Genomic DNA, 19,128 nt, shown 5'->3' on the forward strand with positions numbered 1-19,128 from the left:
ATCTCCGGCGAAGGACCCCAGCCATCGCAACGCAGCAGGGAGTCTCGGATCAGAGACATCACGTCGTTCGATTACGTCGTCCACAACGCCCACTGCACGAGAGAGCTTAGCCCGCGTCCTGGGGTCTGTGACTATCCCAATGAGACGCTCCGCCTCGAACGACAAGGCCGTCAGGTCACGCTCAGTGGCCTCCCAGTGATAGGAGAACGTACCGCTATTATGCTGGTCGCCAGCACCAAAATGAGCTGGCCCATTCACTATGATCCGTTCGGCGTGCGGCCCATACGCCTCCCAGGAGTTCTGAGTTAGCCGCCCCGCAGTCGGCGGCTCCCCCATCAACAAGTGGATCAGCCCATACTCAGGGAGAACGATCTGCCCTCGCCGCACAAGGTCACGCGTAAGCTGGATCGCCTCTTGCGGCGTGACCCCATAGGACGCCCATGCCTCACGAGTCATCGGGACATCTGTATGGGTGTCTCTCGCGATCGCACGCCAACTCATCAGAACGTCATGTCCGAGTTCCTCAAGCTGTTCGTCCGTCAATGTGGTCGCTGTCATCTGTCGGACTCGATAGACGGCGCCGGCCCCAACTACTGCAAGCAATAGGATCGGCAGGCCGATCGAAATCAAATCAGGCACGGACCCTCCAAGATGACGAACTTCCGGACAGCCTACGCAGGCGCAGCTATCTGTGCCGGTTCCGTGCCGGTAGCTCCGCTGAAACCACCCCCAACCAGCCGCGACCAACGATGACGTCGTCAGCAGAATCACGCGGTGAACGGCGACCAACGAGCACCCGCTGCCCCGGCGCATCCAACTGAAAATCGTGAGGTCACGGGATCGACGCCCGTGATGCCCCGGTGTTCACCTGTCACGAATCGTGGGTGTTGAACGCGGAACGCGGCAAGTGGATGCCGGGCGCACCCGCGGCTTTACGGCACGCGCGCGCGTCAGCTCGTCGCCGGCCACGGGCAGGGTACCCGCGGGCCTGCCGGCGCTCGCAGGCACCACTTCGATCGCGGCCCAGTGTGGAGCGTGCCGTCCTCACACCTGCGCGACGAGGCGGTGTGAGCCCAGCGGAGGGCCCACCAGAATTGTGGCCGTGGTCGTGCCCGCTGCGGTCAACGTCGGCGTGGTCACTAGCTCCGGCTGCGAGTGCGGCTACACGTTCACGGTCCGGCCGGCATGTCCCGGGACGGTCACGCTGATCGTCTTGCCGCGCTCGACACGCCCTTGCACGGTGGACCCGCCGTTGTCGACGCCGTCGAGCTCGTCGTCGCCGACGGGCGTGGGCGCACCGGGGACGGTGCCGCCGCCGGGGCACCCACCGCGGAACCCGCCGTTTGCAGCAGCGTGATACCGCCGCCCGCCTCGAGTACGGGCAGGTGCAGATCGCCGGTCTGCTCGACGGCCACCGCGAATACGCCCCCAAAGTGCTCGCCGAATGTGGCGGGGTCATACGCCCCGTCGGCGCCGCGCAGGCCGAGGCAGGTGCGTCGGCATCCGAGCTCCACTCGATCGCCTCGAGGCCGGCGTTGGCCCCGAACCGTCCGGTGATCTCGGTGAGGTTCCGCTCATGGGTGGTCGTGGATGCCCCTGCCACGCCCAGTTCGACGCGCAGCACCGATCGGCGGCTAACGCTCTTGAAGCGGTTGTCGCGCTCGTCGACAGGGAGATCACGCCGTCGGGGTGCATGTGCCGTCGGGGTAGGTCGGCACCCATGACTCGACCACCGTGTACGTGGCCGGGCACCCGCGAGTCAGACGGCCTCGACGCTGTCGTTGTTCACGGCGAACACCGTGCCATCGTCCGCGATGTCGAGGCCCGACATGTCCTCGCCCCACGTGCCCGGGGCCACAGCATTCTGCACCTCGTTGCCGAACGGCCACGGCTCCGCGTCGACCGGGGTGGTCTCGACGCCCGAGCAATCATTGACCGACTCGGACATGCCCGCGGCGGTGTCGGTGAACTCCCCGGTGATGCCCGGGCGGCGGCCGATGATGGTGGGCGAGTGTGCGCTCCAGGCAAGGTGCGCGACCGGTAGCCGTCGGTGTTGGTCAGCTCGACCCGGTCACCCCGGGCGTCGCCGTTGGCCTCGACCTCGTTGCTCACGACCAGGGCGTTCGGCGTCGGCGTTTTCCCGGTGCTACTGCGGCTGCAGGCCGAGGTCGTCGAGGTCGATCGCGGCGAGCCATTGCACCCCGGCTGCCTCAACCGCCGCCTGGGCACCGGTCTTGCGGTCGACGACCACGGCAACGGCGACCGGCTCGGCACCCTCGCGGCGCAGTGCCTCGACGGCCTTGAGCGCGGACTGGCCCGTGGTCGAGGTGTCTTCGACGACGACGACGCGGCGGCCCGCGACATCCGCCCCTTCGATCTGCCGGCCACGGCCGTGATCCTTCGGCTCCTTGCGGACGACGAAGGCGTCGAGCGGCGTGTCGGTGCGCACCGACTCGTGCATGACCGCGTTGGCGATCGGATCGGCGCCGAGGGTGAGGCCGCCGACGGCGACCACCCCGTCCAGGTCGCGGATGAGGTCGAGCACGAGCCGCCCGATCGCCGGGGCCGCCCGGTGGTCGAGGGTGAGGCGTCGCATGTCGACGTAGTACGTCGCCTTCTTGCCGCTTGAGAGGGTGAAGTCCCCGTGGAACACGGCCTCCTCACCGATCAGATCGATGAGGCGCTGGCGGTCGGCTTCGAGCTCGGGCGTGGAGGCGGGCATGTTCCGATTGTAGGGAGCAGTGCCCGCACGAGCGTACCGAGTACATGCTCCGTGACCGAGGGCATGATGGATGCCACGAACGCAGCATGTTCTCGGTCACGTCGCCTGTTCTCAGCACCGGGCGCCCCCTCATAGGCTGGTGCCATGCGCCTTGCCACGTGGAATGTGAACTCCGTCCGCGCCCGCGTCGACCGCATCGTCGACTTCGCCGTGCGCGAGCACGTCGACGTGCTGGCGATGCAGGAGATCAAATGCAAGACCGAGCAGTTCCCGTTCGCTGCGTTCGAAGAGGCGGGGTTCCACGTCGAGGCGTACGGCTTCTCGCAGTGGAACGGCGTCGCGATCGCCAGCCGCAGCCCGTTGACCGACGTCGAGACGGCGTTCCCGGGTATGCCCGGGTTCTCGAAGAGCGGCGCCCCCGAGCAGGAGGCGCGGGCACTGGGTGCCACCGTCGACGGAGTGCGGGTGTGGAGCCTGTACGTGCCGAACGGGCGCGCGCTCGGCGACCCGCACTACGACTACAAGCTCGATTGGCTCGCGGCGCTCACCGGCTACACCACCGACATGCTCGCGCAGAACCCCGACCTCCCGCTCGCCCTCGTCGGCGACTTCAACGTCGCCCCGACCGACGCCGACAACGGCGACCCGGCGGTGGTGCCGGGGTTCTCGACCCACGTCTCACCGCCCGAACGTGAGGCGTTCGCGGCGCTGGAGGCGGCAGGGGTGATGGATGTCGTGCGCCCACTGGTGCCGACCGGGTTCACGTACTGGGACTACAAGCAGCTGCGCTTCCCGCGCAACGAGGGCATGCGCATCGACTTCATCCTCGGCTCGCACGCGTTCGCGGATGCCGTGGCCGGGGCGGCGATCCACCGCGACGAGCGCAAGGGGCAGGGTCCGAGCGACCACGTGCCCGTCGTCGTCGACCTCGACTTTGCGACCCCGGACGACGACGATGACGTGCCGATGATCTTCGGCTGATCAGCTTCAGCCCCCAGGCACGCGGTTCAGTCCGCACGCGAAAACTCCTGTTCTGGCGGGTTCAGGACGGCGCGGAGCCGAAGAACCCTGTCTACGCCAGAACAGGAGTTTTCGTGAAGGGGATGGATGTGAAGGGGATGGGTCAGGCGGCGACGGTCTCGCGCGCGGGCGCGTAGCGGTCGATCAGGGCGCCGAAGGCCTCGAGGTAGCCGACGAGGAACGCGGCCGTGCCCTCGTCGGCGACCTCGCCGTCCTCGGCGAAGAGCCCGGGTGCGGCCTGGATGTAGCCCTCGGGCTGACCGAGCGTCGGCGCGTTCATGTGGCTGAGGATCGTCTTGAGGTGCTGCTGCGCGGCGGCCGTCGAGATCGGGCCGCCGGACGTGCCGATGATCGCGGTCGGCGTGCCGTTGAACGAGCCCTCGCCGTACGGTCGTGCGGCCCAGTCGAGGGCGTTCTTGAGCACGCCGGGGATCGAGCGGCTGTACTCGGGCGTCACGATGATGACACCGTCGACGTCGTCGATGGCCTGCTTGAAGTCGCGAGCGACCTGCGGGTAGTCGGCGTCGTGGTCGGGCGAGTAGAACGGCAGGTCGGCGATCGGGATCTCGACGAGCGTCGTGCCCTCGGGTGCCAGTCGCTCCAGCGCCTTCGCGAGGCGGCGGTTCAGCGAGGTCGACGAGATGCTGCCGACGATGTAGCCGATGGTCCGGTCGGTCATTGATGCTCCTTTTTATGCGAGTCGGTATGCGAACAGTCCACCGAGGTGCAAGCGCCGCACACGGGTATCTATTCCTGCAAATGCAGTCGGATGTTCGGCCGCAGACATCACGTATCGTCAAACGTATGCTGCAACTCAGAGGGATCACCAAGAGCTACGGCGGCCACCGGGTACTCGACGACGTGTCGTTCGACGTGCGCCCCGGCCGGCTCACCGGCTTCGTCGGGGGCAACGGCGCGGGCAAGACCACGACCATGCGCATCGCGCTGGGCCTGCTCGCCAAGGATGCCGGCACGGTGACGCTCGACGACGCGGAGGTCACGGCATCCGACCGCCGCCGTTTCGGCTACATGCCCGAAGAGCGCGGCCTGTACCCCAAGATGAAGGTACTAGAGCAGATCGTCTACCTCGCGCGGCTGCACGGTTTCTCCAAAGCCGACGCCACCGACCGTGCCCGCACACTGCTCGAGCAGCTGGGCCTCGGCGAGCGCCTCGGCGACAACGTCGAGACGCTCTCGCTGGGCAACCAGCAGCGCGCGCAGATCGCCGCCGCGCTCGTGCACGACCCGGGCGTGCTGATCCTCGACGAACCGTTCTCGGGGCTCGACCCGCTCGCCGTCGACGTCGTCGCCGGCGTGCTGCAGCAACGCGCGGCCGCCGGCGTCGGCGTGCTGTTCTCGTCGCACCAGCTCGACGTCGTCGAGCGCCTGTGCGACGACCTCGTGATCATCGCCGGCGGGACGATCCGCGCGGCCGGCTCCCGCGACGCGCTGCGCACGGAGCACTCCACCCGCCGGTACGAGCTCGTCTCGGCCGGCGACGCCGGATGGGTGCACGATCAGCCGGGCGTCGAGGTGATCGACGTCGACGCCGGCTATGCGCTGTTCGACGTCGACACCGATGAGACGGCGCAGCAGGTGCTGCGCCAGGCCGTCGCGCAGGGGGATGTCGCGCGCTTCGCGCCGCAGCATCCCACCCTCGCCCAGATCTTCAAGGAGGTCATCCAGTGAGCACCGTCACCGCCGCCCCGCCGACCGCGCATAGCGTTCGGCTCGTCGCCGAACGCGAGATCGGGTCGAAGCTGCGCAGCAAGGCCTTCGTCATCTCGAGCATCATCCTGTTCGCCGTCGCGCTCGCCGGCATCATCTGGGGCGGCTTCGCCGCCTCGAGCAGCGGGGGCACCCCCGTCGCCGTCGTCGGCGAGGCGGCGCAGGACGTGCCCGCCGATGCGGGGCTCGAGGTGACCGAGGTCACCGACCGTGCCGCCGCCGAAGCGCTTGTGACCAGCGGCGACGTCGACGCGGCCGTGGTGCCCGACGCATCCTCACCGCTCGGCTTCAGGGTCATCGCCGACACGAGCGTGCCCACGCAACTGATCATGACGCTCGCGCAGACGCCACCGGTCGAGCTGCTGAACCCCGACGGTGACGCGGGCTTTCTCGGGTACATCGCCGCCGTGGGCTTCGGCGCCGTGTTCCTGGCGGCCGCGTCGATGTTCGGCGGCACGATCGCGCAGAGCGTCGTGGAAGAGAAGCAGACCCGCGTGGTCGAACTGCTCATCTCGACGATCCCGGCGCGAGCGCTGCTGGCCGGCAAGGTCATCGGCAACACGATCCTGGCGATGGCGCAGATTCTCATCCTCGCGGCGATCGCCATCGTGGGGCTCGCGGTCACGGGTCAGACCGAGTTGCTGCAGGGCATCGGCACGCCCATCGTGTGGTTTGCCGTGTTCTTCCTGTTCGGGTTCATTCTGCTCGCGTCGCTGTTCGCCGCTGCGGCGGCCATGGTGTCGCGCCAGGAGGACATCGGGTCGACCACCACCCCGCTGACCCTGCTCGTGATGGCTCCCTACATCCTCGTGATCATCTTCTTCGACAACCCGCTCGTGCTCGGAGTCATGTCGTATATTCCGTTCTCGGCACCCGTCGGCATGCCGATGCGGATGTTCCTGGGCGAAGCCCAGTGGTGGGAGCCGCTGCTGTCGCTCGTGATCCTCATCGCGACGTGCGTCGCGGCGATCCTCGTGGGCGCGCGCATCTACGAGAACTCACTGCTGCGCATGGGGGCGCGGGTCAAGCTCGCCGACGCACTCACGCGCTGACGCCCGGCGCGGCGGGCGGTCACGCGCGGGCGGGATGCGTGTGGGCACCGCGGCCGGCGACACCTGCAAGGGCATCGGCGGCCTTCACGAGTGCCAGATGCGACAGTGCCTGGGGTGTATTGCCGGCGTGCCGCTGGTGCTCGATATCGTACTCCTCGGCGAGCAGGCCCACGTCGTTGGCAAGACCCACGAGCCGGTCGTCCACGCGGCCGGTGTCGGCGTACTGCTCCACCAACCAGAACGAGCATGCGAGGAACGGATGCTCCTCGCCGGCGAGGCCGTCGTCGCTCTGCTGTGCGCGGTAACGGTGCAGCAGGCCGTCGCGCATGAGGGTGCGCTCGATCTCGGCGACGGTGCGGAGCATGCGCTCGTCATCGGCAGCGCAGAAGCCGACCTGGGGCAGCAGGAGGAGCGAAGCATCCACTTCTCTCGACCCGTACGACTGCGTGAAGTACCCGTCCTCGGGGTCGACCCCCTCGGCGTCGACCTCGGCACGCAGACGGTCGCGCAGCTGTTCCCACCGCGTCACGGGGCCCCTCGCGTACCGCGCGCACGCCGCGGTCGAACGCCGCCCACATCATGACGCGCGAGTGGGTGAACAGGCGAGGCCGACCGCGCACCTCCCAGATGCCGTTGTCGGGCTCGTCGATGCGCTGCTCGAGATAGTCGAGCAGCGCCCGTTGCAGCGGCCACGAGAACGTGGTCTCGGCAAGCCCGTGCAGACGTGCCGCCTCGAGCGCGACCATCACCTCGCCGACGACGTCGGCCTGATACTGGTCGACGGCGCCGTTGCCGATGCGCACCGGACGCGCCCCGCCATAGCCGGGGAGGCTGTGGAGCACCCGCTCGGCGAGGTCGCGCTCGCCGGCGATGCCGTACATGATCTGCACGTCGTCGGCATCGCCCGCGATGGCGCGCAGCAGCCACCCGCGCCACGCCTCGGCCTCGTCCACATACCCGTGTGCGAGGAACGCCTCGAGCGTCAGCGAAGCGTCCCGCAGCCACACGTACCGGTAGTCCCAGTTGCGTTCGCCGCCGAACTCCTCGGGCAGCGACGTGGTGGCAGCCGCGACGATGCCGCCGGTGTCCTCATGAGTGAGGGCGCGCAGCACCTGCAGCGAGCGGACCACAGCCTCGTGGTGCGGCCCTTCGTGCGCGATGCGCTCGGCCCAGCCACGCCACCACTCGTCGGTGGCGGCCAGCGCGGCGTCCACGTCGATGCGATCGGGAACGACCCGGTGTGACGGGTACCACGTCATCGTGATGTCGACCGTCTCGCCGGCGCTCACGGTGACGGTGCCACGGTGTGCTCGCTCGCTCGCGCGCAGCGCGGAGCCGCGGAAGACGAGCGCGTCCGGCCCGGCGACGGCGATGAGCTCGGGATGCTGCGCCGTACCCGCCTGCCGCATCCACGGCATGGCACGGGCGTAGTCCGGGCGCACACGAAGCTCCTGTGCGAACTCCACCGTGCCGCTGATGCCCCGCACGCGCCGCAGCAGATCGGCGCGCCGGTCGCCGTAGGGCATCGCGTCGACCACCTCGGCCACGCCGTCCGCGGTGGTCCAGCGGGTGATCAGCACGAAGCCGTCTCCGTCGTAGTGCCGTTCGCAGGTGGCGTGTGGATCGGCGGGGCGCAGCATCCATCTGCCGTGGTCCTCGTCTCCCAGCAGCGCACCGAACACCGACGGCGAGTCGTAGCGCGGCAGGCACAGCCAGTCGATGCTGCCCTCGCGGGAGACAAGCGCCGCGGTGTGGCAGTCGCTGAGGATCGCGTAGTCCTCGATCGGTGCAGCCATCGCTCCATCGTGCCATCGCATCGCGGTATCACCGTGCGGCGCACGGCATCCCAGGTTCGCAGAATCGCGCGAAGCTCGCAGGAATCCGGGCTATTCCTGCGCGTCTGGCGAGACTCTGCGAACTTCGTCGGCGGTGCTCAGCCCGCCACGGCCCGGTGCGCGCTCAGCGCTCGACGAGCACGCCGTCGGAGTCGGCCCACACGTGCCGGCCGGGAGTGAAGGTGACCCCGGCGATCGTCACCGGCACGTCGACCTCACCGACGCCCTCTTTGACGGACGTGCGAGGGTTCGAGCCAAGCGCCTTCACACCGAGCGGTAGCTCACCTATCGCGACCCGGTCGCGGATGGCCCCGTGCACGATGATGCCGGCCCACCCGTGCTCGACCGCCGACCCGGCGATGAGGTCGCCGACGAGTGCCGACTCCAGCGACCCACCGCCGTCGACGACGAGCACGGCGCCGCCGCCGGGCGTGGCGAGCACCTGCTTCACGAGGGCGTTGTCACGGTGGCAGCGCACCGTGCGCACCGGGCCGTCGAACGCGGTGCGCCCGCCGAGGTCGTGCAGCTGCAGGGCGAGCGAGTCGAGCTCGTCGCCGCGGTCGTCGTAGAGGTCTGCAGTGGCTGTCATGCCTCCACGCTACGCATACGGGGGTCGCAGGATCGCGCGAAGTTCGCAGGAATTCGGGCGATTCCTCCGCGTTCGGCGAGATTCTGCGAACTTCGCCCGCAGTGCTCAGCGCGCGCGGGCGGGTTCTTGTCGGGGTGCACCACGACCACGAGCGACGAACACCGGCAGCATCACGGCGAGGAGCCACCGGCGACGAAGACGGAACGACCGGTGCGCGCGATTCTTACGGAATCGACGGTACCGCGTGGTCGGACGACCGCCGGTCAGCCCTCGATGATCTCGGCCTCGATCACGTCGTCGTCCGCCCGGTCGCCGTCGGCGGTCAGCACGAGCTCCGACCCGTCGGCGGCAACATCGACCCGCACCAGGTCGCCGTCGTGCACGCTGCCGTTCAGGATCGCCATGGCGAGGCGGTCCTGAATCTGCGACTGGATGAGCCGCCGCAGCGGCCGTGCGCCGAACATCGGGTCGTACCCGCGCTCGGCCAGCCACTGCCGCGCATCGGGTGTCACGGCGAGCGTGAGCCGGCGATCGCGCAGCCGACGCTGCAGCACGTCGACGGCGAGCTCCACGATCTGGGCGAGGTCGTCCTCGGTGAGGGCGTGGAACACCACGGTGTCGTCGAGCCGGTTCACGAACTCGGGCCGGAACGCCTGGCGCACCAGCTGCATGACCTGCTCGCGCTTGTCGTCCCACGACAGCGCCGGGTCGATGAGGATCGGCGAGCCGAGGTTCGAGGTGAGGATCAGGATGACGTTCGTGAAGTCGACCGTGCGGCCCTGGCCGTCGGTGAGACGCCCGTCGTCCATGACCTGCAGCAGCACGTCGAACACCTCGGGGTGCGCCTTCTCTACCTCGTCGAGCAGCACGACGCTGTAGGGGCGCCGGCGCACCGCCTCGGTCAGCTGGCCGCCCTGTTCGTACCCGATGTAGCCGGGAGGGGCTCCGACGAGGCGCGAGACCGAGTGCTTCTCGCCGTACTCCGACATGTCGATGCGCACCATGGCCTGCTCGTCGTCGAAGAGGAACTCGGCGAGCGCCTTGGCCAGCTCGGTCTTGCCGACCCCGGTGGGGCCGAGGAAGACGAACGAGCCGGTGGGCCGGTTCGGGTCGCTGATGCCCGCACGCGAGCGGCGCACGGCGTCAGAGACGGTCTTGACCGCGTCCTTCTGGCCGATGAGGCGCTTGCCGAGTTCGGCCTCGAGGTGCACGAGCTTCTCGGTCTCGCCCTGCATGAGCTTGCCGACGGGGATACCGGTCCACGCGGCGATGACCTTCGCGATGTCCTCCTCGGTGACGTGGTCGCCGACCATGGGGCCCTCGTCATGAGGACCGCTCCCTGAGCCTGTCGAAGGGTCCGCGCGCTCGGCCTCGCTGACCCGGCGCTCCAGCGCGGGGATCTCGGCGTACAGCAGCCGCGACGCCTTCTCGAGGTTGCCTTCGCGCTGGGCACGATCGGCGGCGATGCGCGCAGCATCCAGCTCGGTCTTCAGATCGCCGACGAGATTCAGTGACGCGCGCTCGTTCTCCCACCGGCCCTGAAGCTCGCGCAGGCGCTTCTCCTCGTCGCCGAGGGTCTCGCGCAGCGCCGCCAAGCGCTCCTTCGAGGCGGCGTCCTTCTCGCGCTTGAGCGCCATCTCCTCGAGCTTGAGCCGATCGACGTGGCGGCGCAGCTCGTCGATGACCAGCGGCGCCGAGTCGATCTCCATGCGCAGCCGCGACGCGGCCTCGTCGATGAGGTCGATGGCCTTGTCCGGCAGCTGGCGCGAAGGGATGTAGCGGTGGGAGAGGGATGCCGCGGCCACCAGTGCCCCGTCGGCGATGGCGACCTTGTGGTGCGCCTCGTAGCGCTCCTTCAGCCCGCGCAGGATCGCGATCGTGTCCTCCACGCTGGGCTCGCCCACATAGACCTGCTGGAAACGGCGCTCGAGCGCGGCATCCTTCTCGATGAACTCGCGGTACTCGTTGAGCGTGGTCGCGCCGATGAGGCGCAACTCGCCGCGCGCGAGCATGGGCTTGAGCATGTTGGATGCCGCGACCGAGCCCTCGCCGCCGCCGGCCCCCATGAGCACGTGCAGCTCGTCGATGAACGTGATGACCTTGCCGTCGGACTCGGTGATCTCCTTGAGCACGCTCTTGAGGCGCTCTTCGAACTGTCCCCGGTACATGGCGCCGGCGACGAGTGCTGACATGTCGAGGCTGATCAGCTCCTTGTCCTTGAGCGATTCGGCGACGTCGCCGGCCACGATGCGCTGCGCCAGTCCCTCGACCACTGCGGTCTTGCCGACGCCGGGCTCGCCGATGAGCACCGGGTTGTTCTTCGTGCGGCGGGTGAGCACCTGGCTCACCCGGCGAATCTCGCCGTCCCGCCCGATGACGGGGTCGAGCTTGCCCTGGCGGGCGTCGTCGGTGAGGTTGATCCCGAACTGCTCGAGGGCGCTCTGCTGCTCCTCCTGCCCGGGCTGTGGCTGCGCGTTCATTCGTTCCTCCCTGACACTGTGTCGGTGGTAAAGTTGAGTCGTCTGCGCTCAAGTTTATCAGATGGCACCACTCGGCGCCATCGCTTCGTGCGCATCATGCGACAGGAACGCCGTCGACCACGACCAGCCGGAGAGCTCAGCGTGAGGCGAGCACGCGCTCGTAGACCTTGACCATCGCCGCGGTGCGCGACGACTGGCGGAACTCCTCGCGCACCTCGGGGTTCGCGGGCACCGGGGCGCCTGCGGCGATGTCGGCGGCCGCACGGCGCAGCGTGTCTGCCAGCGCGGCGATCGAGGCATCCGGCACCTGCCAGAAGCCCGAGCCCAGTTCGCCGGCGATGTCGGGATCGCTGATCACCGACGGCGTGCCCAGCGACGCCGCCTCGAACGGGGTCATGCCCTGCGTCTCGAAGCCGATCGAGGTCTGCACGAGCGCGTCGGCGTCGGCGATGCGCCGCAGGGTGTCGACGTACGGCAGCCGACCGGAGAAGCGAATGGATGCCTGTGGCCGTCGCCGCGCGACGAGCCGCTGCGCCGCGCGCAGCTGCCCGCCGCCGCCGAGCACCTCGACGTCGGCGTCGACGCCCGACGCGGCCACCGCCTCGAGAAACGGCAGCAGCCGCTTCTCGGGGCTCATGCGCCCGAGCCACACGAACCGCGCACGCCCGGGCGTGCGCGGCCCCAGCGGCAGCAGTCCCTCCAGCAGATCGTCGTCGATGCCGTTCCAGATCACGTCGACCCGCGGGAAGACGTCGTGCTGCTCGAGGCGGCGCGCGACGTGCGCCGACGGTGCCGTGACGGCATCCGCCCCCGCGGCCAGACCGCGCAGGTACGCCCACCCGTCGGCAGGAGCATCGGCCGCAGGTCGGAGGATCTGCGCGGAATCCTCCGACGTTCGCGTGATCCTCCGACGCTCCCGCACCGCCGCGGGCAGCACGCGCCGCTGCCACGCGTTCAGACCGCGCAGTGTGAGCGCGGGCACCGGCGAGACGGCCTCGATGCCGACGTCGACCCGGTTGTGCATGGTGTGCACGAGCGGCAGGCCGTGCCGGCGGGCGAAGCGGTGACCGATGAACGCGCCCCAGAAGTCGGCCTGCACGTGCACGAGATCCACCGACGGGAGCGCGGCTGCGCGCGCGTCGAGCCAAGCATCCGTCCGCCGACCGGGCCACGACAGGGCATACTCCCGGTCGAGCGTGATCGGCATCGACGGCAGGTCGAGGTAGGCCTCATCGCGCGTCGCCGTGCGCGCCCGCGGACCGTGCATGGCGGGTGCCACGACGGTCACGGTGTGTCCGGCGCGTTCGAGGAACCGCTTCTGCAGCCGCATCGAGACCTGCGCCCCGCCGAACGACTCGAGGTGCTGGTCACCGAAGAAGACGATGTGCACGGCGCCGGCTCAGGAGGGCAGCGGCTCGCCGCGGTAGAGGGCCTCGAACGTGTCGAGGGTGCGATCCATGTCGTGCACCTTCACGCCCTCGAGCGACGCCTGCTGCATGCGTCGTCGCTCCTCGGGGGTCTGGGTGAGCACGGTGGTCAGCTTCGCGACGAGGTCGTCGACGTCGCCGGGCCGGAACAGGTAGCCGTTCTCGCCGTCGTGGATGAGATGCGGCAGCGCCACCGCGTCTGCGCCGACGATCGGCAGCCCCGAGGCCATCGCCTCCATCGTCGCGATGGACTGCAGCTCGGCGATCGACGGGATGACGAACACACTCGCCCGGGTGAGCAGCTCGCGCAGCTGCTCGTCGGTGGTGTGCCCGTGGAAGGTGACCCGGTTGCCGAGGCCCAGCTCTGCAGCCAGCGCCTCGAGCGCCCGCCGCTGGTCGCCGTTGCCGACGATGTCGAACGTCACCTCGAGCGCGGGGTCGAGCCTGGTCATCGCACGCAGGGCGACGTCGATCTGCTTCTCGGTGGTGAGCCGCCCGACGAACACGAGCCGGTTCGCGTCGCGCGGGCTCAGGTCGGCCGTGTAGTTCGAGGCCCGGATGCCGCAGCTGACCGGGATGACCTCGCTGACGTCGATCGTCTGCTCGAGGAAGTCGGCGGCCTTGCGCGTGGGCGTGGTGACCGCGCGCGACATCTTCAGCGTGCGCTCGGCGTCGTCCCACGCGAGCTTCACGAAGAGCTTGTCGAGCAGCGGCGGCAGCGTCGTGAAGTCGAGGATGTTCTCGGCCATCACATGATTGGTTGCCACGACGGGCACTCCGCGTTTGCGCGCCTCGCGCGTCATGCCCCGGCCGATCACGATGTGCGACTGGCTGTGCACGACGTCGGGTCTCACCTCGTCGAGCACGGTGCGCGCGTAGTGCTTCGATCGCCACGGCAGCACGAAGGTCAGCCAGTCGTGCGGCTTCCAGCGCCACGAGGGCAGACGGTGCACGGTCATCGGCTGACCTTCGACGGTTTCGGTGAAGGTGCCGCCGTTGCCGTGGCCCACGCTCGGTGCAGCGACGTGCACGATGTGGCCACGCTCGACCAGCCCTGCGGCGAGTCGTTCGGCGAAGCGGGCCGCGCCGTTCACGTGGGGGGTGAAGGTGTCGGCGGCGATGAGGATCGTCATCGGACGGGTGTCGGTCGCGGGGGGAGTCAAAAGGGTGGGATGCCTCTCTCAGCGGCGGCCGCACACAGGTCGTCACGCGGCTCCTCCACTCTACCGGAGGGCTCCCGGCAGCCATGGAGGCGCCGCACGTACGCTGAAGGCATGCTTCGATTGACCGCCGATGCCGACCCGCAGCGCTGGGTTCCGGTGACCGGATCGCTCGGCTTCAAGGGCCGCAGGCATCGCAAGAAGGCGATCGGGATGCTGCTGGCCCAGCTGAATCAGCAGATGGGCGTGCCTGCCGGCCGAGGGGTCACGGCGTGGATGTTCAGCCAGGCGGCGCCGTTCCTGCTGCGCAAGGCCGACGGCCGCGTGCTCGTGTGGGTGTACAGGGACGACCCCGAGCTGCTGGTCGCGATGGCGCAGATCCAGGAGGCGACGGCGCAGCTGCGCACGGCACGCGCGATGATGCCGATGGAGTACGACGACACCGAGTCGTTCGCGAACCCGCATCTCGGCGTCGGCGAGCGCCTGGTGCTGCCCATGAACCCGACGCCGTCGGCCACCTATACGTGGGACACCGGCTCGCACTTCGTCACGCTGACAGCCGTCGGCCCGGACCGCGAACGCTTCGGCACGATCACCGGTACCGTCGACGAGCTCGCGCGCACACTGCGGATCGTCGACGAGCTCGCGGTGGGCGAGTCGCCGACGGTGCTGCGAATCGACCCCGCCTGACACCCGGGCACCCATAATCTGGCGGGCATGAACACATCCCCTCCGACACCCGAAGCCGCCCTCCCCCGCGAGATCCGCTGGGAACGACGCACCGCATGGCCGATGTTCGTGCTGTCGGTGGTCTTCTTCGCCGCGAGCACGTGGACGCTCACCGACGGGACCCTGCCGGCCTGGGCGCGGTCGGCGCTCGCACTGGTCGTCGTCGTGCTGTGGATCTCCTTCATCGTCGACTTCGTGCTGCGCCTGACGATCAGCCGCGAGCGCTGGCGCTTTCTGCGCGGCCGGTGGTACGAGCTGGCCTCGCTCGTGCTGCCGCTGCTGCGCCCGTTTCTGATCCTCGCGTACGTGTGGCGGCTGCCCGTGTTCGACCGGTTCGGGTCGGCCGGCCAGCGCTCCCGCTATCTCATCAGCGTGGGCGCGTTCGCCCTGCTGTTCGTGTACGCGGCATCGACGGCCGTGTGGTTCGTCGAGCGCCAGGACCCGCACGCGAACATCAAGGACCTCGGCGACGCGATCTGGTGGGGCTTCTGCACCATCACCACCGTCGGGTACGGCGACTTCACCCCCGTGACGGTGTTCGGGCGCGTGCTGGCCGTGGGCCTCATGCTCGGCGGGATCATCGTCATCGGCGTGACGAGCGCCGCGTTCATCACCGCGCTCACCGAACGCATCCAGCGAATGTCGCCCGGGCGGCACCCCCGCAAGGGTGCGTGAGCCGCGTGACTGCAGCGGGGATTCGGCCACGCGGATGCGCATGCTGCCGATCTGCAGGAACTTCGTCGGCGCCCGGGTCAGCCGCGTCGAACCTCAGCCCTCGTCCTCGCCGCGGTCGACGAGCGGTCGCCACACGACGACGTCGGTCGAGCGCCGTACGCGCCGACCCGAGGTCAGGGTCACCACCGCACCGGTCGAGCCGGCGGCGAACACGCGCGCACTCGGTCGATACTCCGACTCGGTCTTGACGCGGGAGGTCAGCTCCGAGACCTCGCGGCGCAGCCGACGCACGGTGTCTTCGAGGTCGATGATGCGGGCGATCGCGGGCAGACTCACGCCCTCGGCCGACATACGTGCCACCTCGCGCAGCCGTTCGATGTCGCGTGCCGAGTAGCGGCGCGAGCCGCCGCGCGTGCGCCCTGGCACCACCAGGCCGATGCGGTCGTACTGACGAAGGGTCTGTGGGTGCATGCCGGCGAGTTCGGCGGCCAGCGCGATGGCGAACAGCGGAGCATCCTCGTCAGGCTCTGACATCCACCATCACCTCCTGCCTGACTTCGGCGTCCTCCCCGCCACCAGCCGAAATCAGGTGTTCCGGCGGAGTCAGGACATTCCAGCACCGGGCAGTCCTGACTCCACGAGAACAGGAGTTTTCGATAGAGGGGGAGGGGAACATCACGTCCGCGCTTTGGCCATCAGGTCGGCGCGCGGGTTCTCCGCGGGCTCGAGATCGCGGAAGGTCTCGAGAGCGGCCTTCGCCGCATCGTCGAGGTGCGACGGCACGGCCACCTGCACATCGGCGAGCAGGTCGCCGGTGCCCTTGGTGGTCTTGATGCCGCGCCCCTTCACCCGCAGGATGCGCCCCGAGGGCGTGCCCGGCGCGACGCGCAGCTTGACCGCATCGCCGTCGAGCGTGGGCACCTCGATCGTCGCGCCCAGCGCAGCCTCTACGAAGGGCACCGGCACCGTCAGACGCAGATTGAGCCCGTCACGCTGGACGACGGGATGCTTGCGCACACTGATCTGCACGACGATGTCGCCGTTCTCGCCCCCGTCGGGGGACGGCCTGCCCCGGCCGCGGAGCCGGATCTTCTGTCCGTCCTTGACCCCGGCGGGGATCTTCACCTTGAACGGCTTGCCGTCCTCGGCCTGAAGCGAGATCGTCTCGCCCTTGGCTGCGGTGAGGAAGTCCAAGGTCGTGCGGGCCGTGACATCCGCTCCTCTGCTCGGACCGCCATACCCGCGGAAGCCTCCCGACGACTGGCCGAACCGGCCGCTGCCGAACCCGCCGGGCTGGCCGCCCTGGCCGAACATCGAGAAGATGTCCTCGAAGTCGTCGGCGCTCTGGAAGCGCCCGCCCCCCTGTCGGCCCTGGTTGAACATCGAGAAGACGTCCTCGAAGCCGCCGGCGGCGCCCTGGCCGCCCGCCGTGAAGCGGGCGCCCGAGCCCATCGCGCGGATCTGGTCGTACTCCTCGCGCTGTGCGGTGTCCGACAGCACGGCGTACGCCTCGCTGATCTCCTTGAACTTCGCCTCGGCGGTGGCATCGCCCGCGTTGGAGTCGGGGTGATACTTGCGCGCGAGCTTGCGGTAGGTCTTCTTCAGGTCAGCCGCGCTGACCTCCTTGGAAACGCCCAGGACCTTGTAGAAGTCCTTGTCGAACCAGTCCTGGCTCGCCATGGCCGCTCAACCGTTCCCCGAGTCGGCCGAGGAGACGGCGACGACGACCTTCGCCGGCCGCAGCTCCACCTCGCCCAGCCGGTAGCCGACCTCGACGACCTCGAGGACCGTGGGCTCGGTGGCATCCGGCGTCGGCTGCTGGAAGATCGCCTCGTGCTGCTGCGGGTCGAACGCCTCGCCCGCCACACCGTAGGCGACCAGCCCGGTGCGCTCTGCGACACCGCGGATCTTCTCGGCGATGGCCGCGAAGGCGCTGCCTTCGGTGAGGTCGCCGTGCTGCTGCGCCCGGTCGAGATCATCGAGCACGGGTAGCAGGGCCGTCGCCACCGAGCCCTTGGCGCGCTCGATCTCGATCTGCCGCTGCTCCTCGGTGCGCCGACGGTAGTTGGCGTACTCGGCGGTCAGGCGCTTCAGGTCGGCAAGGTAGCCGGCCGCCTCCGGCGGAAGGTCGACGGTGTCTTCGTCACCGGTGAGTGCCTCGTCGGCCTGCGCGACACCGGGTTCCTGCGTCTCGCCCAGGATGTCGTCGATGGTCAGCACGTCGTCGCCCGCGTCTGCCGCACCGCCCGTCTGCGGATCGGGGCCGGCGGCCTGAGCCGCCGACCCCTCCTCGTCAGGACGGAACTCGTCCTTGTCTGTCATGTTCTACTTCGTCTCTTCCTCGTCTTCGACGACCTCGGCGTCGATGACGTCCTCTTCGGGGTTCGGCACCTCGCCGTTGCCCGGGTCGGCCACCGTCGGGTCGCCCTGCTCGCCGGCGGCCTGGGCCGAGGCGTAGATCGCCTCTCCGAGCTGCTGCTGGCTCTGGCTGAGCTTGTCGAACGCGGTCTTGACCGCGTCGTCGTCCTCACCGGCCAGCGCGGTCTTGAGCGCGTCGACATCCGCCTGCACCGAGTCCTTCACCTCGGACGGGATCTTGTCCTCGTTGTCCTTGATGAGCTTCTCGATCGAGTACGACAGGGTCTCGGCCTGGTTGCGGGTCTCCGCGGACTCACGGCGCTTCTTGTCGTCGGCGGCGTGCTCCTCGGCCTCGCGCACCATGCGGTCGATGTCCTCCTTGGGCAGTGACGAGCCGCCCGTGATGGTCATCGACTGCTCCTTGCCCGTGCCCTTGTCCTTGGCAGACACGTGCACGATGCCGTTCGCGTCGATGTCGAAGGTGACCTCGATCTGCGGCAGGCCGCGCGGGGCGGGGGCGATGCCGGTCAGCTCGAACGTACCCAGCGGCTTGTTGTCGCGGGTGAACTCGCGCTCGCCCTGGAAGACCTGGATCGCGACCGACGGCTGGTTGTCGTCGGCCGTGGTGAAGGTCTCGCTGCGCTTGGTCGGGATCGCCGTGTTGCGCTCGATGAGCTTGGTCATGATCCCGCCCTTGGTCTCGATGCCGAGCGACAGCGGGGTGACGTCGATGAGCAGAACGTCCTTGCGCTCGCCCTTCAGCACCCCGGCCTGCAGGGCCGCGCCGACGGCGACCACCTCGTCCGGGTTCACGCCCTTGTTGGGCTCCTTGCCACCGGTGAGCGACTTGACGAGCTCGGTGACCGCGGGCATCCGGGTCGAGCCGCCGACGAGCACAACGTGGGCGATGTCGGAGACCTGGATGCCGGCCTCGCGGATGACGTCCTCAAAGGGCTTGCGGGTGCGGTCGAGCAGGTCCTTGGTCATCTGCTCGAACTGGGCGCGCTTGAGCGTCTCGTCGAGGTTCGCCGGGCCGTTCTCCGTGAGCGAGAGGTAGGGCAGCTGGATGGTCGCGGAGGTCTGGCTGGAGAGCTCCTTCTTGGCCTGCTCCGCGGCCTCCTTGAGGCGCTGCAGGGCGATCTTGTCGGTAGAGACGTCGACGCCGGTGGTCTCCTTGAACTGCTTGATCAGCCACTCGACGATGCGCTGGTCCCAGTCGTCGCCGCCGAGGCGGTTGTCGCCGTTGGTGGCCTTGACCTGGATCGTGGAGAAGTCATCCTCGTCCTTGCCGACTTCCAGCAGCGAGACGTCGAAGGTGCCGCCGCCGAGGTCGAAGACCAGGATGAGTTCGTC

Annotated in this window: 17 protein-coding genes and 1 pseudogene; 5 read left to right on the forward strand and 13 right to left on the reverse strand. The window is 69.0% G+C overall.

All coding sequences use genetic code 11. The features are described from left to right. The 3 genes from ACK5IN_RS04140 to pyrE all read right to left on the reverse strand — a co-directional run. Positions 1 to 639 (reverse strand): hypothetical protein (locus ACK5IN_RS04140; RefSeq protein ID WP_416894951.1); only part of this gene is annotated, 639 nt, incomplete at its 3' end. Positions 640 to 1,759: 1,120 nt separating this feature from the next. Then, on the reverse strand, positions 1,760 to 1,948 hold the full coding sequence (locus ACK5IN_RS04145) for a hypothetical protein (protein ID WP_416894952.1): 189 nt from the start codon (positions 1,946 to 1,948) through the stop codon (positions 1,760 to 1,762). Between the two features lie 198 nt (positions 1,949 to 2,146). Next, on the reverse strand, positions 2,147 to 2,722 hold the full coding sequence (gene pyrE / locus ACK5IN_RS04150) for an orotate phosphoribosyltransferase (protein ID WP_416894953.1): 576 nt from the start codon (positions 2,720 to 2,722) through the stop codon (positions 2,147 to 2,149). A gap of 144 nt (positions 2,723 to 2,866) precedes the next feature. On the opposite strand from pyrE, the gene ACK5IN_RS04155 reads away from it, so the two are divergent. Next, positions 2,867 to 3,703, forward strand: a complete 837-nt coding sequence (locus ACK5IN_RS04155; RefSeq protein ID WP_416894954.1) for an exodeoxyribonuclease III — start codon at positions 2,867 to 2,869, stop codon at positions 3,701 to 3,703. Between the two features lie 142 nt (positions 3,704 to 3,845). Here ACK5IN_RS04155 and ACK5IN_RS04160 read toward each other — a convergent pair whose 3' ends face one another. Next, the gene (locus ACK5IN_RS04160) at positions 3,846 to 4,421 is read right to left on the reverse strand and encodes an NADPH-dependent FMN reductase (RefSeq protein WP_416894955.1); all 576 of its coding nucleotides are present in this window, start codon (positions 4,419 to 4,421) and stop codon (positions 3,846 to 3,848) included. Between the two features lie 125 nt (positions 4,422 to 4,546). Between ACK5IN_RS04160 and ACK5IN_RS04165 the strand changes: the two genes are divergently transcribed. Continuing rightward, positions 4,547 to 5,431 (forward strand): ABC transporter ATP-binding protein, encoded by an 885-nt coding sequence (locus ACK5IN_RS04165; protein ID WP_416894956.1) that lies wholly within the window; start codon positions 4,547 to 4,549, stop codon positions 5,429 to 5,431. Further along, positions 5,428 to 6,522, forward strand: a complete 1,095-nt coding sequence (locus ACK5IN_RS04170) for an ABC transporter permease (RefSeq protein WP_416894957.1) — start codon at positions 5,428 to 5,430, stop codon at positions 6,520 to 6,522. The genes ACK5IN_RS04165 and ACK5IN_RS04170 overlap by 4 nt, the downstream gene beginning before the upstream one ends. A gap of 19 nt (positions 6,523 to 6,541) precedes the next feature. Here ACK5IN_RS04170 and ACK5IN_RS04175 read toward each other — a convergent pair. The 5 genes and pseudogenes from ACK5IN_RS04175 to ACK5IN_RS04195 all read right to left on the reverse strand — a co-directional run bounded on the left by ACK5IN_RS04175 (position 6,542) and on the right by ACK5IN_RS04195 (position 13,986). Then, positions 6,542 to 8,318, reverse strand: a pseudogene (locus ACK5IN_RS04175) (glycoside hydrolase family 15 protein). Between the two features lie 163 nt (positions 8,319 to 8,481). After that, positions 8,482 to 8,946, reverse strand: a complete 465-nt coding sequence (gene rraA, locus ACK5IN_RS04180; protein ID WP_416894958.1) for a ribonuclease E activity regulator RraA — start codon at positions 8,944 to 8,946, stop codon at positions 8,482 to 8,484. Between the two features lie 263 nt (positions 8,947 to 9,209). After that, the gene (locus ACK5IN_RS04185; RefSeq protein ID WP_416894959.1) at positions 9,210 to 11,426 is read right to left on the reverse strand and encodes an ATP-dependent Clp protease ATP-binding subunit; all 2,217 of its coding nucleotides are present in this window, start codon (positions 11,424 to 11,426) and stop codon (positions 9,210 to 9,212) included. Positions 11,427 to 11,562: 136 nt separating this feature from the next. Next, entirely contained in the window at positions 11,563 to 12,816 is a 1,254-nt protein-coding gene (locus tag ACK5IN_RS04190; RefSeq protein WP_416894960.1) for a glycosyltransferase family 4 protein, read from the reverse strand. Positions 12,817 to 12,825: 9 nt separating this feature from the next. Beyond that, a complete protein-coding gene (locus ACK5IN_RS04195; RefSeq protein WP_416894961.1) occupies positions 12,826 to 13,986 on the reverse strand; it encodes a glycosyltransferase in 1,161 nt (386 codons plus the stop codon). Between the two features lie 141 nt (positions 13,987 to 14,127). On the opposite strand from ACK5IN_RS04195, the gene ACK5IN_RS04200 reads away from it, so the two are divergent. Continuing rightward, entirely contained in the window at positions 14,128 to 14,703 is a 576-nt protein-coding gene (locus ACK5IN_RS04200) for a hypothetical protein (RefSeq protein WP_416894962.1), read from the forward strand. Between the two features lie 27 nt (positions 14,704 to 14,730). After that, positions 14,731 to 15,417, forward strand: a complete 687-nt coding sequence (locus ACK5IN_RS04205; protein WP_416894963.1) for a potassium channel family protein — start codon at positions 14,731 to 14,733, stop codon at positions 15,415 to 15,417. Positions 15,418 to 15,510: 93 nt separating this feature from the next. On the opposite strand, the gene ACK5IN_RS04210 is transcribed toward ACK5IN_RS04205, so the two are convergent. The 4 genes from ACK5IN_RS04210 to dnaK form a co-directional block, all read right to left on the reverse strand. Continuing rightward, entirely contained in the window at positions 15,511 to 15,951 is a 441-nt protein-coding gene (locus ACK5IN_RS04210; RefSeq protein ID WP_416894964.1) for a heat shock protein transcriptional repressor HspR, read from the reverse strand. Positions 15,952 to 16,092: 141 nt separating this feature from the next. Then, positions 16,093 to 17,097, reverse strand: a complete 1,005-nt coding sequence (locus ACK5IN_RS04215) for a DnaJ C-terminal domain-containing protein (RefSeq protein ID WP_416894965.1) — start codon at positions 17,095 to 17,097, stop codon at positions 16,093 to 16,095. Positions 17,098 to 17,103: 6 nt separating this feature from the next. Continuing rightward, positions 17,104 to 17,739: a nucleotide exchange factor GrpE gene (locus ACK5IN_RS04220; protein WP_416894966.1), complete on the reverse strand. Its 636-nt coding sequence runs from the start codon at positions 17,737 to 17,739 to the stop codon at positions 17,104 to 17,106. 3 nt (positions 17,740 to 17,742) lie between these two features. Then, a partial coding sequence (gene dnaK / locus ACK5IN_RS04225; protein ID WP_416894967.1) for a molecular chaperone DnaK occupies positions 17,743 to 19,128 on the reverse strand: 1,386 nt, incomplete at its 5' end.

The organism is Microbacterium sp. (assembly GCF_047971895.1).
GTDB lineage: Bacteria > Actinomycetota > Actinomycetes > Actinomycetales > Microbacteriaceae > Microbacterium.

Excerpts from the sequence above, each read along its gene's own strand:
- ACK5IN_RS04205 (WP_416894963.1), top strand. The coding sequence starts at position 14,731 with ATGAACACATCCCCTCCGACACCCGAAGCCGCCCTCCCCCGCGAGATC.
- rraA (WP_416894958.1), bottom strand. The coding sequence starts at position 8,946 with ATGACAGCCACTGCAGACCTCTACGACGACCGCGGCGACGAGCTCGAC.
- pyrE (WP_416894953.1), bottom strand. The coding sequence starts at position 2,722 with ATGCCCGCCTCCACGCCCGAGCTCGAAGCCGACCGCCAGCGCCTCATC.
- ACK5IN_RS04195 (WP_416894961.1), bottom strand. The coding sequence starts at position 13,986 with ATGACGATCCTCATCGCCGCCGACACCTTCACCCCCCACGTGAACGGC.
- ACK5IN_RS04165 (WP_416894956.1), top strand. The coding sequence starts at position 4,547 with ATGCTGCAACTCAGAGGGATCACCAAGAGCTACGGCGGCCACCGGGTA.
- ACK5IN_RS04215 (WP_416894965.1), bottom strand. The coding sequence starts at position 17,097 with ATGGCGAGCCAGGACTGGTTCGACAAGGACTTCTACAAGGTCCTGGGC.
- ACK5IN_RS04220 (WP_416894966.1), bottom strand. The coding sequence starts at position 17,739 with ATGACAGACAAGGACGAGTTCCGTCCTGACGAGGAGGGGTCGGCGGCT.
- ACK5IN_RS04145 (WP_416894952.1), bottom strand. The coding sequence starts at position 1,948 with ATGTCCGAGTCGGTCAATGATTGCTCGGGCGTCGAGACCACCCCGGTC.
- ACK5IN_RS04210 (WP_416894964.1), bottom strand. The coding sequence starts at position 15,951 with ATGTCAGAGCCTGACGAGGATGCTCCGCTGTTCGCCATCGCGCTGGCC.
- ACK5IN_RS04160 (WP_416894955.1), bottom strand. The coding sequence starts at position 4,421 with ATGACCGACCGGACCATCGGCTACATCGTCGGCAGCATCTCGTCGACC.
- ACK5IN_RS04155 (WP_416894954.1), top strand. The coding sequence starts at position 2,867 with ATGCGCCTTGCCACGTGGAATGTGAACTCCGTCCGCGCCCGCGTCGAC.
- ACK5IN_RS04200 (WP_416894962.1), top strand. The coding sequence starts at position 14,128 with ATGCTTCGATTGACCGCCGATGCCGACCCGCAGCGCTGGGTTCCGGTG.
- ACK5IN_RS04185 (WP_416894959.1), bottom strand. The coding sequence starts at position 11,426 with ATGAACGCGCAGCCACAGCCCGGGCAGGAGGAGCAGCAGAGCGCCCTC.